General features: G+C 62.3%; 13 protein-coding genes. 6 read left to right on the forward strand and 7 right to left on the reverse strand.

Annotated features, from left to right (window positions below; translation table 11 throughout):
- Positions 1-85 precede the first annotated feature (85 nt).
- From D1159_RS04020 to D1159_RS04030, 3 genes are read right to left on the reverse strand one after another with little or no spacing between them, the layout of a single operon-like run.
- The gene (locus D1159_RS04020) at positions 86-1,213 is read right to left on the reverse strand and encodes a GerAB/ArcD/ProY family transporter (protein WP_161844414.1); all 1,128 of its coding nucleotides are present in this window, start codon (positions 1,211-1,213) and stop codon (positions 86-88) included.
- Positions 1,214-1,231: 18 nt separating this feature from the next.
- Entirely contained in the window at positions 1,232-2,344 is a 1,113-nt protein-coding gene (locus tag D1159_RS20170; RefSeq protein WP_161844415.1) for a Ger(x)C family spore germination C-terminal domain-containing protein, read from the reverse strand.
- A gap of 2 nt (positions 2,345-2,346) precedes the next feature.
- Positions 2,347-3,852: a spore germination protein gene (locus D1159_RS04030; protein ID WP_347563628.1), complete on the reverse strand. Its 1,506-nt coding sequence runs from the start codon at positions 3,850-3,852 to the stop codon at positions 2,347-2,349.
- Between the two features lie 275 nt (positions 3,853-4,127).
- Here D1159_RS04030 and D1159_RS04035 point away from each other — a divergent pair, with 275 nt between their 5' ends.
- The 4 genes from D1159_RS04035 (at position 4,128) to D1159_RS04050 (ending at position 8,542) form a co-directional block, all read left to right on the forward strand.
- Positions 4,128-4,628 (forward strand): NAD(P)H-dependent oxidoreductase subunit E, encoded by a 501-nt coding sequence (locus D1159_RS04035; protein WP_161844416.1) that lies wholly within the window; start codon positions 4,128-4,130, stop codon positions 4,626-4,628.
- A 15-nt stretch (positions 4,629-4,643) separates the two neighbouring features.
- A complete protein-coding gene (locus tag D1159_RS04040) occupies positions 4,644-5,909 on the forward strand; it encodes an NADH-ubiquinone oxidoreductase-F iron-sulfur binding region domain-containing protein (protein ID WP_161844417.1) in 1,266 nt (421 codons plus the stop codon).
- Positions 5,906-7,690, forward strand: a complete 1,785-nt coding sequence (locus D1159_RS04045) for an NADH-dependent [FeFe] hydrogenase, group A6 (protein WP_161844418.1) — start codon at positions 5,906-5,908, stop codon at positions 7,688-7,690. The genes D1159_RS04040 and D1159_RS04045 overlap by 4 nt, the downstream gene beginning before the upstream one ends.
- A gap of 150 nt (positions 7,691-7,840) precedes the next feature.
- Positions 7,841-8,542, forward strand: coding sequence for a F420-0--gamma-glutamyl ligase (locus D1159_RS04050; protein ID WP_161844419.1), 702 nt, complete (start codon positions 7,841-7,843; stop codon positions 8,540-8,542).
- Between the two features lie 30 nt (positions 8,543-8,572).
- Here the strand turns inward: D1159_RS04050 and D1159_RS04055 are convergent, their stop codons facing one another.
- Positions 8,573-8,833 carry a DUF6809 family protein gene (locus tag D1159_RS04055; RefSeq protein WP_161844420.1) on the reverse strand — a complete coding sequence of 87 codons (261 nt, stop codon included), beginning with the start codon at positions 8,831-8,833 and terminating at the stop codon, positions 8,573-8,575.
- Positions 8,834-8,919: 86 nt separating this feature from the next.
- On the opposite strand from D1159_RS04055, the gene D1159_RS04060 reads away from it, so the two are divergent.
- On the forward strand, positions 8,920-9,147 hold the full coding sequence (locus D1159_RS04060; RefSeq protein ID WP_161844421.1) for a helix-turn-helix transcriptional regulator: 228 nt from the start codon (positions 8,920-8,922) through the stop codon (positions 9,145-9,147).
- 503 nt (positions 9,148-9,650) lie between these two features.
- Here D1159_RS04060 and D1159_RS04065 read toward each other — a convergent pair.
- Positions 9,651-10,484: a YihY/virulence factor BrkB family protein gene (locus D1159_RS04065; RefSeq protein ID WP_161844422.1), complete on the reverse strand. Its 834-nt coding sequence runs from the start codon at positions 10,482-10,484 to the stop codon at positions 9,651-9,653.
- Between the two features lie 135 nt (positions 10,485-10,619).
- Entirely contained in the window at positions 10,620-10,883 is a 264-nt protein-coding gene (gene rpsT, locus D1159_RS04070; RefSeq protein ID WP_202620921.1) for a 30S ribosomal protein S20, read from the reverse strand.
- Positions 10,884-11,067: 184 nt separating this feature from the next.
- Between rpsT and gpr the strand changes: the two genes are divergently transcribed.
- On the forward strand, positions 11,068-11,976 hold the full coding sequence (gene gpr / locus D1159_RS04075; RefSeq protein ID WP_161844424.1) for a GPR endopeptidase: 909 nt from the start codon (positions 11,068-11,070) through the stop codon (positions 11,974-11,976).
- On the opposite strand, the gene D1159_RS04080 is transcribed toward gpr, so the two are convergent.
- Entirely contained in the window at positions 11,969-14,800 is a 2,832-nt protein-coding gene (locus D1159_RS04080) for a sigma 54-interacting transcriptional regulator (protein WP_161844425.1), read from the reverse strand. The genes gpr and D1159_RS04080 overlap by 8 nt on opposite strands.
- Positions 14,801-14,834: the final 34 nt, after the last annotated feature.

The raw sequence follows: 14,834 nt of genomic DNA on the forward strand, positions 1-14,834 counted from the left end.
GTCCCTTCCAAAACTGCTCTCCCTCAAGGCGCTTCGCTAGTATAACAGCTCTCCTCCTCTTTGTCAACTACTTTCTTGCTCTTTTTTAATCTTTTTTCCTTTTTCTTCTCCCCCTCTCTTTTCCTGCGCCCTCCGTCCCCCGAATTTTGAGGATCACCGCCGCCGCCACCGGCACCGCACCGCCCAGGATCACATTCCCTGCCGCCGCCACATGCTCCATCGTATAGGACAGGATAAAGGCGTCCGGCATGGTCCACAGGGCCAGCGCCGCCCCCGCCAGGATAATCCCCCAAGGCAGCCGCCTGCTCTCTTTCCCGCCCCACCAATCCTCTCCAATCTGGCGGCATGCGAAGAAGAGCAAGCCCAGCAGGCACAGATCGGCCAGCACCCACAGCGCCATCAACAGGGATTCCACCCGCTCGAACGCCCCAGGAACTCCCACTCCCTTTATCATCATAAAGAAGGGGATCTCCATCCGGACGATCAGTCCTGGGCCGAAGTTACCCATGCACACCAGCTGAAACGCGGTCAGTCCGGCGCACATCAGGCCCGCCCACCTCAGCAGGCGGCGGCGCTGGCCGGGACGGCGCTCCACCCGTCCCCCCAAAAACGCGGCAAACACCCCGTAGCCCATCAAGCCCAGTACCGGCGCGGTTCCCCGGCCGATGCCTGCCGCCTCCCCCGCGCCCAAGGGCCCCAGATTCGCCCGCTCCATGTGAAAGGCGGCAAAGAGGAGGGAGAGCCCCAGTCCAGCGCCCAGGGCCAGTGCAAAGACCTCCCCCGCCCGGGCCAGAACAGACAGCTTCCGCCGCCCCACCTGGAAGGTGACCGCCAGCAGAATCACAATAAACAGATTCAGCGGCCCGTTCCGGTAACCGGTGGACAGGAAGCGGAAGGCGCACCACCGGGTGTTCCACCCCAGCAGCAGCAGCCCCCATAAGAGATAGACCGCCGTCACCCCCCGGCCCAGCCCCTTCCCAAAGGCCGCCTCCAGGCCGGCGGACAGCCCGTTCCCCTCCGGCCGCGCCCGCAGCAGCACGGACAGGGCCCACGCTGCGGCCAGCACTGCCGGCACCGCCGCAATGCTGCACAGCCACCCTCCCTTTCCCGCCGCCATCGCGGTCTGCCTGGGCAGCAGCAGGAGCATGGGGGACAGCAGCGCGCCAAAGAGCAGCGCCAGCAACTGTCCCAGTGTGATCTTGTCCTCTTTCATAAGTCCGCCTCTCCCTTTTTAAACGGCATCGTAGCCCCGGCGGATGTGGGCCTGGACCTCCACCGTCACCGGCAGCTCTCCTATCTCCCACTGCTCCTGCAGCCGGGTCCAGTTCAGGGGGGCGGACCACCCCGCCCGGTTCTCCATCTGGAAGAAGTCTCCCCCGTACTCCCGGCACAGATCCGCCGCCGCCTGAATGCGCTGGCCGGTCCGGTACTCCAGCCGCTTCTCCAGCTCTCCCCGGACATCCGCCTGGCTCAGGTCTGTCCGGCTCCCCTCGGCCAGATTGGCCTCCACCTTACAGCGGATTGCCACACCGGTCAGGCGCGCCCCCTCCCAGACCGGCTCCACCCGGCTCTTGGCCCCCACCAGGCGCAGGGCGGCGCGCCCCCCCTGGGGCAAATCCACCTCTATAATGTCCGCGTCCACCGCTCCCATCAGCAGGTTGACGCCGCTGGCGGCCTCTCCCTGGGCCCAGCCCACCAGCCGTCCGTCCTTGATCAGCCCGTAACCTGCGGCGGTCATATCGCCCTCTTCTCCCGTGCGCAGGGCTGGCACATAGGTGCAGCCGTTCTCCTCCAGGTCCTCCAGCACTTCCTCCACTGTGCGGGTCATGGACTGGGACAGCAGTCCCCCGTCCGCCTCCATGGCCTCCAGCCGCTCCGGGGCGGAGCCCTCTTGGGCCGCCTGTTCAATCATGCCGGCGGCGGTGTCCCCCTGCACCAGGTAGAGCTTGGTCTCCAGACGCATTTCCACGTCCCGCAGCACATAGTCTAGGACGGGCCCGATGTCCCGCCGGCCCAGCTCCTCCCCCAGCAAAATCTGCCCCACATGGCCGTAGAAGATATAGGAGGCCCCCTGGGCCTGCATGGACAGGCAGGCCCCGCTGATGGTCCCCGCCGTCTCCCCCACCACCAGGGGTTTGTCTCCGTCCAGGGGCACGGCGGTGGAGGCGGTCACCCGCACCGCCCCCGTCCCCGCGGCGTCCACCCCCATGGTCTGCATCAGGGCGGTCTCCTCCAGCTCCCTGGCATAGGGCAGAAAGCCAAATTGATCCGTACAGCCGGACAGCAGCGTACACAGGGCCGCCCACAGCGCCAGCGCCCGTCGTTTTCTCCTTGTCTTTCTCACGCTCACCCCTGCTTTCTCCGGTTGGGGGGGCGGAGCATCCGCTCCCGCAGCTTAATCAGGGGCAGGGGCAGGCGCAGCACCGCCCGGCCCGCGGCGTCTGCCCCCATGCCCCCGGCAAAGGGGGCCAGATAGGGCAGGCCGAAGCTCTCAATTCCCGCCAGGTGGTAGATCAGAAGGCCCACGCCTCCCATCACGCCGAACAGCCCCGCCGCGCTGGCCAGCACCGCCAGGCCGAACCGCCACAGACGCAGGGCGCCCGCCATCTCCTGGCTGGGCATGGTGTAACCGGCAGTCCCCGCGATGGCCACAGCGATGAGCACGGCCGGGGAGACAATCTTGGCCTCCACCGCCGCCTGTCCCACCACCAGCCCCCCCAGAATGGACACCGTCTGTCCAATGGACCGGGGCAGGCGCATCCCCGCCTCCTGCAAGACCTCAAAGGCCGCCAGCATAATCAGCACCTCAAACACCGTCTGAAAGGGCACATTCTGCTTGGCCGCGATCATGGACAGGGCCAGCCGGGTGGGGATCATCTCCTGGTGAAAGGTAGCCATGGCGATATACAGGGCGGGCAGCAGCAGCGTCACCGCCACGCACAGATAGCGCAGCACCGTGATCACGCAGGCTACCGCCCAGTTGCTGGCCTTGTCCTGCCCCGCCCGGAGGAAGCTGCTCACCGTCCCCGGGGCGAGATAGCCCAGGGGCAGGCCGTCCACCAGCACCCCCACTCTCCCCTCCGCCAGTCCGCCGCAGAACCGGTCGGGCCGCTCGGTGTACTGGATGAGGGGGAAGGCGGTGTGGATGTCGTCCACCAGGTACTCCTCTAGATTTCCGGTGGCCAGCACGGCGTCAATGTCAATGGCCGCCAGCCGCCGCTCCATCTCTGCCACGGTGTCCAGGTTGGCAATGCCCTCCAGGTAGACCACGTCCACCCCGGTCAGGCTCTGCCGGCCCACAATCTGTTCTTTGATCCGCAGCTCCGGGGCCTTCAAATGCCGCCGCACCAGGCTGGTATTGGTGCGCAGGCTCTCCACAAAGCAGTCCCGGGATCCCTTGAGCACCGTCTCGTTCTCCGGTGGGCTGATAGACCGCTTTTCCTCCGTACCCACGGAGACGGACAGGGCCCGCCCCTCCCCGGGACAGAAGATCAGGCAGCACCCCTCCACCAGATCCACCGCCGCCCGGTCCATGGTGTCCCGCCAGCTCACCACCAGGTTATACAGCGCCCCCTCCCCCATGCGGCGGAAGGCCTCGCGCAGCTCCAGTTCCGCTAAGCGCCCGTCCTGGGCCAGGGGGCGGAGGATATAGTCGTTCACCCGCTCCAGCCGGACCATCCCCGCCAGATAGCACAGCGTCAGCGTCCCCCGCTCCGGCCACTCCACCTGCCGCACGGAGAAATCCACGCAGTCCCGGAATACCTCTTTGACATGGTCCACGGTCAAAGACAGGGGAATGCGGGGCTCCTGTCTGGGATGGGTGGGCGGCATCTGTTCCAACGGCTTTCCCACGGCGTCTGCCTCCTCTCTCCACAGTTCAAGGCGTACGCCGCCTTGACAGCAGGACCAGTTTGCCCCGCTCTCTCCAATCCTATACAGCGAATCTGGTCGAAATCTCTATATTTCTCTCTCTCAATTTGTGCGTTCCTCCATATTTATTCCGGGTTAGAATTTTGCGCTTGCCATTTTAGACGCTCAAGTATAAAATTTAAGATACCATAATACCCGCCGGCCGGAGGCCGGCTGTTGTATGACCCAACATACAAGCATGAAAAGGAGGCCCCTGCATGAAGCCTTTTGCGAAAAAGCTCACGGAGCTCACCCCCGAGATGGTGTCTTTGGTTGACGAGATCATCGCCAGCCATGACGGGGACGCCACCCAGCTTGTGGGCATTCTTCTGGACTTGGAGGCCGCGGTGGAGCGGCACTACATTCCAGAGCCCGCCGCCTATTACCTGGCCGAACGGCTGGAGATCCGTCCCACTCAGGTCTACGATGTCATCTCCTTTTACTCCGCCCTGCACGACAAGCCCCGGGCCAAGTACACGCTCCAGGTGTGCGACAGCGCCCCCTGCCGCGTGAAGGACAGCGACACGCTGTGCGAGACGCTCCAGCGCCTTTTGAATCTGGAGGTAGGCGAGGTTACTTATGACGGCCGCTTCTCCATTGAGAAGGTGCCCTGCTTCGGCGCCTGCGACGTCTCCCCCGCCGTGCGCGTCAACGGGGTGGTCTACGGCCATCTCGACAGTGAGGAGCGTATTGTCAATATGCTCCAGCAGTTGGATTAAGGAGGTTATGAGACGATGAGCAAGGCAGTCTCCTTCATCACCCGCAATTTTGGAAAGTACAACCCCGCCAGTCTGGCCTCCTATGAGTTTATCGGGGGCTTTACCGCCCTGCGCAAGGCGCTGGACATGGACGGGGACGCCATCGCCCAAGTGCTGGCCGACAACGGCGTACAGGGGCGGGGCGGGGCGGCCTACGACATGGGCCGCAAGTGGTCCCAGGCCCGGGCGGTGGACGCCCCCCACAAGTGCGTGGTGTGCAACGCCGACGAGGGCGAGCCCGGCACCTTCAAGGACCGGGAGCTTCTCTCCAAGGACCCCTTCCAGCTGCTGGAGGGCATGATCATCGCCGGCTGGTCCGTGGGGGCCGACAACGGCTACATCTACATGCGGGAGGAGTACTCCCACCTGCGTCCACAGCTGCTGTCCGCCATTGAGCAGTGCGAGAAGGCGGGCTACCTGGGGGACAATATCCTGGGCCGCAAGGGTTTCAATTACCGCATTCACCTCTACTCCGGCGCCGGGGCCTACGTCTGCGGCGAGGGCAGCGCCCTGTGCGAGTCTTTGGAGGGCCACTCCGGCCGTCCCCGGATGAAGCCCCCCTTCATCAAGCAGTGCGGCGCGTTCCACCTGCCCACCTGCGTCAACAATGTGGAGTCCCTGTCTTTGGTGCCCCCCCTGCTGCTGGACACCGAGGGCTTCTACAAAAGCCAGGGCACCCCGGACTGCCCCGGCACCAAGCTCATCTCCGTGTGCGGCAACGTGGTCAACCCCGGCGTGTTCGAGGTCCCCTTCGGCATCACCCTGCGGGAGATCGTCTATGATCTGGCCGGCGGCCTGGAGAAGGGCCATCAGCTCCAGCTCATTCAGCTGGGCGGCGCGTCCGGCCGGCTGGCCTCCCCGGCCCAGCTGGACACCCCCTATACTTACAAGGACATGAAGGCCGCCGACCTCACCGCCATCGGCTCCGGCGCGGTGCTGGTGGTGGATGAGCGCACCAGCGTCATCGGCTTTCTGCGCATCACCCAGCAGTTCTTCTGCCACGAGAGCTGCGGCCAGTGCACCCCCTGCCGGGAGGGCAACCGCCACATCGCCGCCATCCTGGACAAGATCGCCGAGGGCACCCACACGGAGAACGACATCAAGCTGATGGAAAAATACGCCAGGATTATGTCAACGGCCTCCATGTGCGGCCTGGGCGAGACGGCCCAGTCCGCCCTGCTCTCCGCCCTGAAGCGTTTCCCCGAAGTCTTTGCCATTAAGAAGGAGGTGGCTGTCAGATGAGTGAGAAGCTGATCCATCTGACGATCAATCATATGCCTGTGGAGGTGCCCGCCGGCACCCGCATCATCGAGGCAGCCCAGAGCATCGGCATCGATATCCCCCACCTCTGCTACCATCCCGACCAGTCCATCAAGGCCCACTGCCGGATGTGCATGGTGGAGGTCACCGGCCAGCGCAAGCTGCTGGCCGCCTGCTCCACTTTGGTGTGGGAGGGGATGGAGGTCATCACCGACTCCAAGCGGGTCTATGACGCCCAGGTGGGCGTGCTGGATCTGATTCTGGCCGACCACCGGCAGGACTGCCTGTCCTGTTCCCGCAACAACAACTGCGACCTGCAAAACCTGTGCCGCCGGTTCAACCGGCTCAAGCCTGACCTGCCGGACGTCTCCAGCCAGGAGCGGCCCCGGCTTGACAACCCCTCCATCGTCCGCGACCCCTCCAAATGCGTCAAGTGCGGCCGCTGCGTCAAGGTGTGTTCCGAGGTCCAGGGCATCGGCGCCCTGTCCTTCACCGGCCGCAGCGCGGAGTGCAAGGTCACCACCGCCTTTGACCTGCCCATGAATGAGACCGACTGCGTCCTGTGCGGCCAGTGTACGCTGGTCTGCCCCGTGGGCGCCCTCACCGAGGTGGACCACACCAGCCACGTCCGCCACGCCCTGCACGACTCCAGCAAGCACGTTGTGGTCCAGATCGCCCCCTCTGTCCGGGTGGCCCTGGGCGACGACTTCGGCCTGGAGCCCGGCGCCCTGGTCACCGGCAAGATGGTCACCGCCCTGAAGATGATGGGCTTTGAGAAGGTGTTTGACACCAATTTCTCCGCCGACCTCACCATCATGGAGGAGGGATCCGAGCTGCTCCACCGCATCAAGAAGGGCGGCCGCCTGCCCATGATCACCTCCTGTTCCCCCGGCTGGGTGAACTTTATGGAGAAGCACCATCCGGAGCTCATCGGCAACCTGTCCACCGCCAAGAGCCCTCAGGGTATGTTCGGCGCGGTGCTCAAGACCTATTACGCCCAGCGTATGGGCTGGGACCCCAAGGACATCGTCTCCGTCTCCGTGATGCCCTGCACCGCGAAGAAGTTCGAGGCCACCCGGCCTGAGCTGGGCCGGGACGGCTATCAGGACGTGGACGTGGTCCTCACCACCCGGGAGCTGGCCAAGCTCATCCGGTACGAGGGCCTGAATCTGGCCGCCCTGCCGGAGAGCGAGTTTGACGCTCCCCTGGGCACCGGCTCCGGCGCCGGCGCCATCTTCGGCAACACCGGCGGCGTGATGGAGGCCGCCCTGCGTACCGCCTACGAGCTCTATACCGGCAAAGAGCTGCCCAAGCTGGAGTTCGAGGCTGTCCGCGGCGAGGTCAACGGCATCAAAGAGGCCACCATCGACCTGGACGGCACTCCCATCAAGGTGGCGGTGGTCAACGGCCTGAAGAATGCCGAGACGCTCATCCGCCGGGTGCAGAACGGCGAGGCCGACTACCTCTTTATCGAAATCATGGCCTGTCCCGGCGGCTGCATCGGCGGCGGCGGACAGCCCATCGGCACCAACAACGCCAAGCGCCAGGCCCGCATCAAGGCCCTGTACGAGCTGGACCAGAACCTGCCCCTGCGCAAGAGCCACGAGAACCCCGACATCCAGGCCATCTACCGGGAGTTCTTCGGGGAGCCCCTCAGCCACAAGTCCCATGAGCTGCTCCACACCGACTACGCCCCCCGTCCCAAGCGTTACGACTTCTCCCCCTATATCGAGAAGTACCGCAAGTTCCTGCCCCAGAAATAAGGCGGCACAAAACCCGCAGAGGCGTCCGGCCTCTGCGGGTTTTCATTATGGTTTTCTTAATTTTTCCCCCGCCCGTTGCCTTTTTCCCCGGGACTGGTTATAATGGGAAGGAGATCAGGTAAACCAACCCACATGAAAAGAGGACATTCCATGGAATTCTACGCCAACGAGGGAAAAAGCGTCACCATACAGGCCATGGGCAAAAACTGGGCCCGCCACGCCATCGCCACCCATTTCGTCACCGTGGGGGAGAGCTATCTCGATCTCATGGAGCGGTATGTCAAGCCCATCTACCAGGCGGGGGACATCCTGTCCATGAGTGAGAAGGTCATCGCCATCTGCCAGGGCCGGGTGGTCACAGAGGAGGAGGTCCGCCCCGGCTTCTGGGCCAAGGTGCTGTCCAGGTTCGTCCACCAGACCTCCGCCGGCCCGGGCATGGGCCTGCCGGTGAAGATGCAGTTCGCCATCAACGTGTGCGGCCTGTCCAAGATTCTGTGGGCCGCCTTCCGGGCTGCGGTGGACAAGCTGCGGGGGATCCACGGCACCTTCTACCGCATCGCCGGGGTGGAGGTCTCCGGCCTGGACGGCTTCTACGGCCACGATATCCCCGAGTACGAGCACATGGGCGTCCGGGTGCCGGAGAATCCCAACGGCGTGTGCGACGAGATTTTTGAAAAAACCGGCATTGTGTCCATGATCGTGGACGCCAACGACCTGGACGTGGAGCTGCTGGGCCAGTGCTCCCAGCTCAGGCACTCCCCCCAGGCGCTGCTGGACCTCATCCGGGACAACCCCGCCGGCCAGGACCGCCAGCTCACCCCCTTCATCCTCATCCGCCCCGCCGGGGAATAGCCCAATGGGATAAGCGGACAAGGGGTAATGTTAATTCCCCAGCCGCCCCAGGGAGCAGCCAACTTCCAAAGCGATACGGAATAGCGTATGGTAATAGCAGTCCTCCATATCCGCTCTGGAGGACTCATAATCTTCAAAAATTTCAAATGCTTCTGGTGTAAGATATCCTTTCAGCCGCTTTTCATAAGTTAACGCGCGCGTGACCGCCTCTTTATATGCTGCTGTGTGGTGAACCGTGTGATTACAGCGGGCTTGAACGGCTTCAAAGATTGATTCCATAATGTCAGTCATTCTATCACCCCCCAACACAAAACGAAGAATTCTTCATTTCAAGACCAGTATATATGAAGAAAACATCGTTGTCAAGGAGTAATTATATGTCGGCACCATTTTTTGAACGGCTCAAGGAGCTGCGCACCCAGATGGGGGTCAGCCAGAAACGTGTGGCAGAGGCGGCCGGCGTCACCATGCGGATGTACCAGCGGTATGAGTACGGCGAGTGTGAACCTACCCTCTCCATTCTCATCCGCCTGGCGGATTTTTACGGCGTCTCCATCGACGAACTGGCCGGACGCAGGAAGAGCGCTCCTCCGGAGATGGAATAAGATAACATAAAAACAGCAGGGACCATGCCAAAAAAGGCGTGGCCCCTGTAATTTTTAGAGATAGGGATGATTCCAATGACTTTGGCGAAGAAAAAGTTCCTTATTACGCTTTTTGTCTGTGCCTGTACGGTCCTTGTTTCGCTTTTTCTATATATAATCTATGAGGAGCATAGGGTGAGATATGTATTTCCTCCCTTGATTATGGTAAATAATGTAATGTACAAAGGTTCTGGTCCAAGGCTGGAAACTTTACCAACTGACAGTATTTATTTAGGAAAAGTAACAAGTACGGTAGCATCTAATCAGGCGCCTGTTCAGCACCTTGAAATGAATCGGGAGCTATATTTGGGGCGTCTCGTATATCAGTCGGAGAATAAAATCATAACCGGCAATGTAGGCGAGTGGTGGATCTACTATAAATTGGAGTAAAGGCGTTCAGAAAGAAAGGAGATACCAAGCCGGGAGCGGCGGGAGCCATGCCAAAAGGCATAGCCCCCGCCGCTTTATTTTATCTTTCTCCGGTACCGCACAAAGTTAAACACATTGCCCAGGATGACGATATTCCCGCACAGGTAGAGCCACATAAGCAAAATAATCACCGAGGCCAAAGAGCCGTAGACCAGTGAGTACCGGGAGGACAGGCCGATGAACCAGGAGAAGAGGACGCTGGTGCCCACCAAAGCGGCGGCGGCCAGCACCGCGCCGGAGAACATGGGGGGCCGGGGCTGGTCCCTGGGGGCGGACACCCGGTAGAGCACCAGAATAAAGGCCAGCATGAGGAAGAAGAGCAGCAGGAAGCGCAGCCACTGCCACGCCCAGGGCAGGTCAATCTGCTCCAGGCGGAACAGGTCGGCGGCGGCGTAGAAGAGCCACTCGCCGGTGAGCAGCACCACGATGGACAGATAGATGGTCACCAGCAGCAGCACGGAAAACACCACGCTCACCGCCACCTGCCACAGCCCCCGGTAGGCGGGCCGGCCGTAGATATCGTCCATAATGTTCAGCAGAGCGCGGAAGGCCGCGGACGCGGCAAACAACGTGGTTATCACACCGCCGGCCAGCATCGGGCCGGACTGGTTGTCGGTGATATAGCGGATGTACTCCGCCAGAATGCCTAGGCTCTCCCTGGGCAGGAAGGCCGCCGCTCCCTCCAGCACCAGGCCCACATCCAGCCGGAGCAGGCCGATAAAGGCGTTGATGCAGATCAGGATGGGGAAGAAGGTGAGAATGAGGAAATAAGCCAGCTCCGCGGCGGAGCGGGACACCCGCTTGGAAAAATACAGCTCCGCCAGCTCCGCCAAAAATTGTATGGGCGGCCAGGAAAGCACACGCCTCACACTCCATCTCCCCCTCTCCAATCTATGCAGCTCATTATGCCCCAGCCGGCTGGAAAAAGCAAGTCTTTTCCGCCGGCTTTCAGGCAAAGCAAAAACCGCCTGCGACGCAGGCGGTTTCTTTTGACCACAATTCAATCAGGCCAGCTTGTTGAGCTTAATGGTCATGGCGCTCTTCTTGCGCGCGGCATTGTTCCGATGCAGCAGACCATGGCCCACAGCCTTATCCACGGCCTTGACAGCCACCTTGTAAGCGCTATCGGCCTCGCTGCGGTTGCCTTCGGCCACCGCGGCCTCAAACTTCTTGATGTCGGTCTTCAGCGCGGATCGAGCGGTCTTGTTCTGCATGGCCTTGGTCTTGTTCACCAGGACACGCTTTTTGGCAGACTTGATATTCGGCAAACCAAACACCTCCTCCGATGACGATTCACACAGTACACCCGTGCAGATTCATATTTTAACAGTGAATGGGGAAAAATGCAACTACTATTTTGAAATTTTCTCAGAAAATTTTGTCTTCTCCCGATTTCCCCCCTCTCTCAGAGGGAAAACCGGGGAGAAGCGCCAGATAATAGGGGGCAGCAGCATGTTAAAACGCAGAACCGACCTGGCGGTAGAGGCCCACGACCTGTGGCGGGAATCCGCCGAAGCGGAGACCAAGCTCCCCGGCGTCCGGGCCCGGGAAGAGGAGCGGGAGGGCTTTTCCGTCACCCGGGTGGATATCTTGGACGAGACCGGCGCGGCCGCGCTGGGCAAGCCTGTGGGCCGCTATACCACCCTGGAGCTGAGCGGCCTGGCCGGGCGGGAAAACGACGTATTCCCCCGGGCGGTGCGGGCGGTACGGGACGAGCTGGGCCAGCTGCTCAGGGACATTCCGGAAAACGGTCTGGCTCTGGTGGTCGGGCTGGGCAACCGGGCCATTACGCCGGACGCCATCGGCCCCCGGACGGCGGACCGTATTCTGGTCACCCGCCACCTGGTCACCGGGGCGCCGGAGCACTTTGGCAGCTTCCGCCCGGTGGCGGCGCTGGCCGCCGGCGTGCTGGGCGCCACGGGGGTGGAGAGCGGCGAGCTGGTCCGGGCCGTGGCGGAGCGGATTCATCCCGCCTGCGTCATCGCGGTGGACGCCCTGGCCTCCCGCAGCCTCCACCGGGTGTGCCGCACGGTGCAGCTGTCCGACACCGGCATTGTCCCCGGCTCCGGGGTGGGCAACCACCGCACCGCCCTGGATTTTGACACCCTGGGCGTGCCGGTGCTGGCGGTGGGGGCGCCCACGGTGGTGGACGCGGCTACTCTGTGCGCCGACGTACTGGCAGAGGCGGGCCAGGACGCCCTGGACCCCCAGGCTCTGGCCGGGGGGGCGCCGGGCGTGATTGTTACGCCCCGGGAAATTGACAGCGATGTGGAGGATCTCTCCAAGGTCCTCTCCTACGGCATCAGCCTGGCCCTTCACCCAGGCATTACCATGGCGGATCTGGAGCTGCTGCTCAGCTGACCGGCCCCCGCTCCTGGGACTGTCCGTACTGGGTAATGGTCTGAATGATATAGCACAGCTCGGAGTCGTTGATGGACACCTCGAAGGCGTCCTCCATCACATGGATATGGGCCCGCAGGCGGTCATAGAGGGCCCGGTGGCGGCGGATAAAGTCCGCTTCTCCGTCAAAGCAGATTTTCTTGGCGCAGATATTCCGTTCCAGCATAAAGCCCAGGTGGAGGAGCAGCGACAGCCGCAGGGCGCGGTTGTCATTGATCTGGGGCAGGTCCACCTCGTCCAGAAAGCGGTCGGCAAAGCGTACCGCTACCGCGGGGTTGAGGCACATCACATTGTCGGTGAGGAATTTCCGGCACTCGTCCTGAACGGTAAGCTCCGGGGCGGGCAGTGGGGCCAGGGGGGCGTCGAAGGCGTCCGCCTGGCGGACGAACTGATAGAAGTGCTCCTTGTCCTCGGCGGAGATCATCTTAGAGACATGGAAGAAGGGAATATCCATCCTGCACTCCACATTGCCTACGCAGGCCAGCAGGCGGTACCGGGCCCGGATGGCCTGGAACTGGGGGGAGTTGTCCCGGATGTCCCGGAAGCTCAGAGCCAGCACCCGCACGCCGGTGATCCCGTTTCGGGCCAGGTCCTCCTCCAGCATGGCCTTGAAGGCGGTGCTGGTCCCCGAGCCGGAGGCGCACATGGTGAGCACGGCGGTCTCCTGGGGCCGGGCTGGCGCAGCCTGGCGCTCCAGCTGATTTTTCTCCATATAGCTCTGATAAACCTGTTCCACGGTTTCCTCGGTGCTGAGGAGAATCCGGGTCAGATCCAGGGCCATGAGCATGGTTACATTTGGGATGGCCCGGACGGCAACGCCGGTCTCGGCAGTGAGGCGCTCCCCGAACGTAACCAACGAGCCCATATCCACCAGCAGGAGGGCGCCTTTGCGGTGGTCTGCCTTTTGGACCTCCCGCAAAACATTCTGATACGTCTCCTGAACGCTCTGTTCCAGGGGGGCGTCCACCGCGCAGACGAAGGTGCAGTCCATCAGCCGGTTGCATACGTTGGCCATGCTGGAGGCAGTCGTGGCGCCGTGGGCCACTAAAATCAGCCCTGGCCGGCTCTGGGCGGGGGCGGTGTGCATATTGGACAGGAGAATGGCAATAAAATACTTCTCCTGCTGGGGAATCGACACGTTAAAATGCTTTTCCAGGTGAGACACCATCTCCCCGGCGGCGGAAACCTCCTCCCGGCAGCCGTGCTCCAGGTTGGATATCTCCGTCTCGGAGATATCCTTGCGGGAGCGCAGCCGCTCCAGCAGGAATTTGAAGTGGAAGGCCAGAACCAAAATATTTTTCTGGGTGATCTCCAGGTTCAGCCGTTCAAAGGTATTCTGCGCGGCTTCCATGGTAAAGTCCACAATCTCCTGGTCCACAACCTTGTACATCTCATCTTTGCGGAGATTTTCGTTATAAAAGCGCTTTAAAATATGGTTGCAGTAGGCGCGGATATCCTCCCCCAGGACGTTTTCCATCTCCTCCTTGCTCAGGCCCTGGGCGGTGCAGTGGTCAATCTTCTTCATCAGCCCCCGGTAGGAGTTTTCATCATAGAGCTTGCCGTAGTTATACTGTACGCTTTTGGAGGGCGCCACCAGCATGTCTGAGTCATACCGGCTGGGAAAGCGCTCCTCAATTCTCCACCGGTTCTGGTCAAAATAGGCCCGCACCGGCGCGGAAAGGTTGTTGAAGGCCACCACCAGCTCATCCCGGCCGCTGGCGCTGTCCAAAAAGGACCGGGCGCACAGCACCTTGACCTCAGAGGAGAGCTGGCCGATGTTCCCGGAAAAGGGGTAGGCGGACAGGGCCTTGATAATGGGGGCGCCCACGATATAGGTCTTCTGGGTGGCGGTGGACTCCCGCATAAAGATATGCTCAATGATCTGGAGCTTTTCCCCCTCTCCCCGCTCCCGGTAGGCCGGCAGCTCAATGGTCAGCGGGATGCGCCGCATGAAGGTTTTCAGCAGCACCGCCCTGGGGTCCTCGGTGGTGGCGCCGATGATGAGCACCTGGGCGCTGCGCTGGCCGGAGGACTCCCCCAGCTTGCGGTAGCAGCCCGTATCCATCAGGTAGAACAGCAGCTCCTGCCCCTCCGGCGGCAGGCGGTGGATCTCGTCCAGAAAGAGGATGCCGCCGTCGGCCCGCTCCACCAGGCCGGAGCGCTCCTGGTCCGCGCCGGTAAAGGCCCCCTTCACATGGCCGAAGAGGTGGGACATGAGCAGCTGGGGATTGTGGTAATAGTCGGAGCAGTTGAACTCCACAAAGGGGAACTGCTTCTTGTCCCGCTCCAGCTTTTTCAGCCCGTAATTGTACATCGCCCGGGCAAACAGGGTTTTTCCGGTGCCGCTCTCCCCGATGAGCAGCGTATGCAGCCCCTTGGGCGGGTAGAGGATGGCGGCCTTGGCCTGGTCGATCTGCCGGGACAGGCTGCCTGTGTAGCCGATGAGGACGGAAAAGGGGTCCTCGCCGCCGTCCTCGCCCCCGGGCTGCGGCGTAAGGGCGCGAAGGAATTCCTCCCAGGTGTAGCTGCAGCGCAGCGCGCCGGTGAGATGCTCCCGCAGCAGCGCGGCCGGAAGAAAATAGACCGGCCGGCTGTCAATTTTCACCAGGTCCTCCTTTTTGACCAGCTGATTGAGGATGGCGCTGGCGTTGGAGCGGTAAATGGAGAATTCCCGCTCGACCTCGGCGGCTGTGACACCGGCGGGACGCCCGGTCTGCCGCATCTGCGACAGGGTGTCCGCCCCGACCTTCTGCCGGACATAGTCAAACACCTTTCGTTCGTTCATGGCTCCACCTCTCTGCGTCGGGCCGCCCTTGGGC

The organism is Pseudoflavonifractor sp. 524-17, from assembly GCF_009935845.1.
GTDB lineage: Bacteria > Bacillota > Clostridia > Oscillospirales > Oscillospiraceae > Pseudoflavonifractor_A.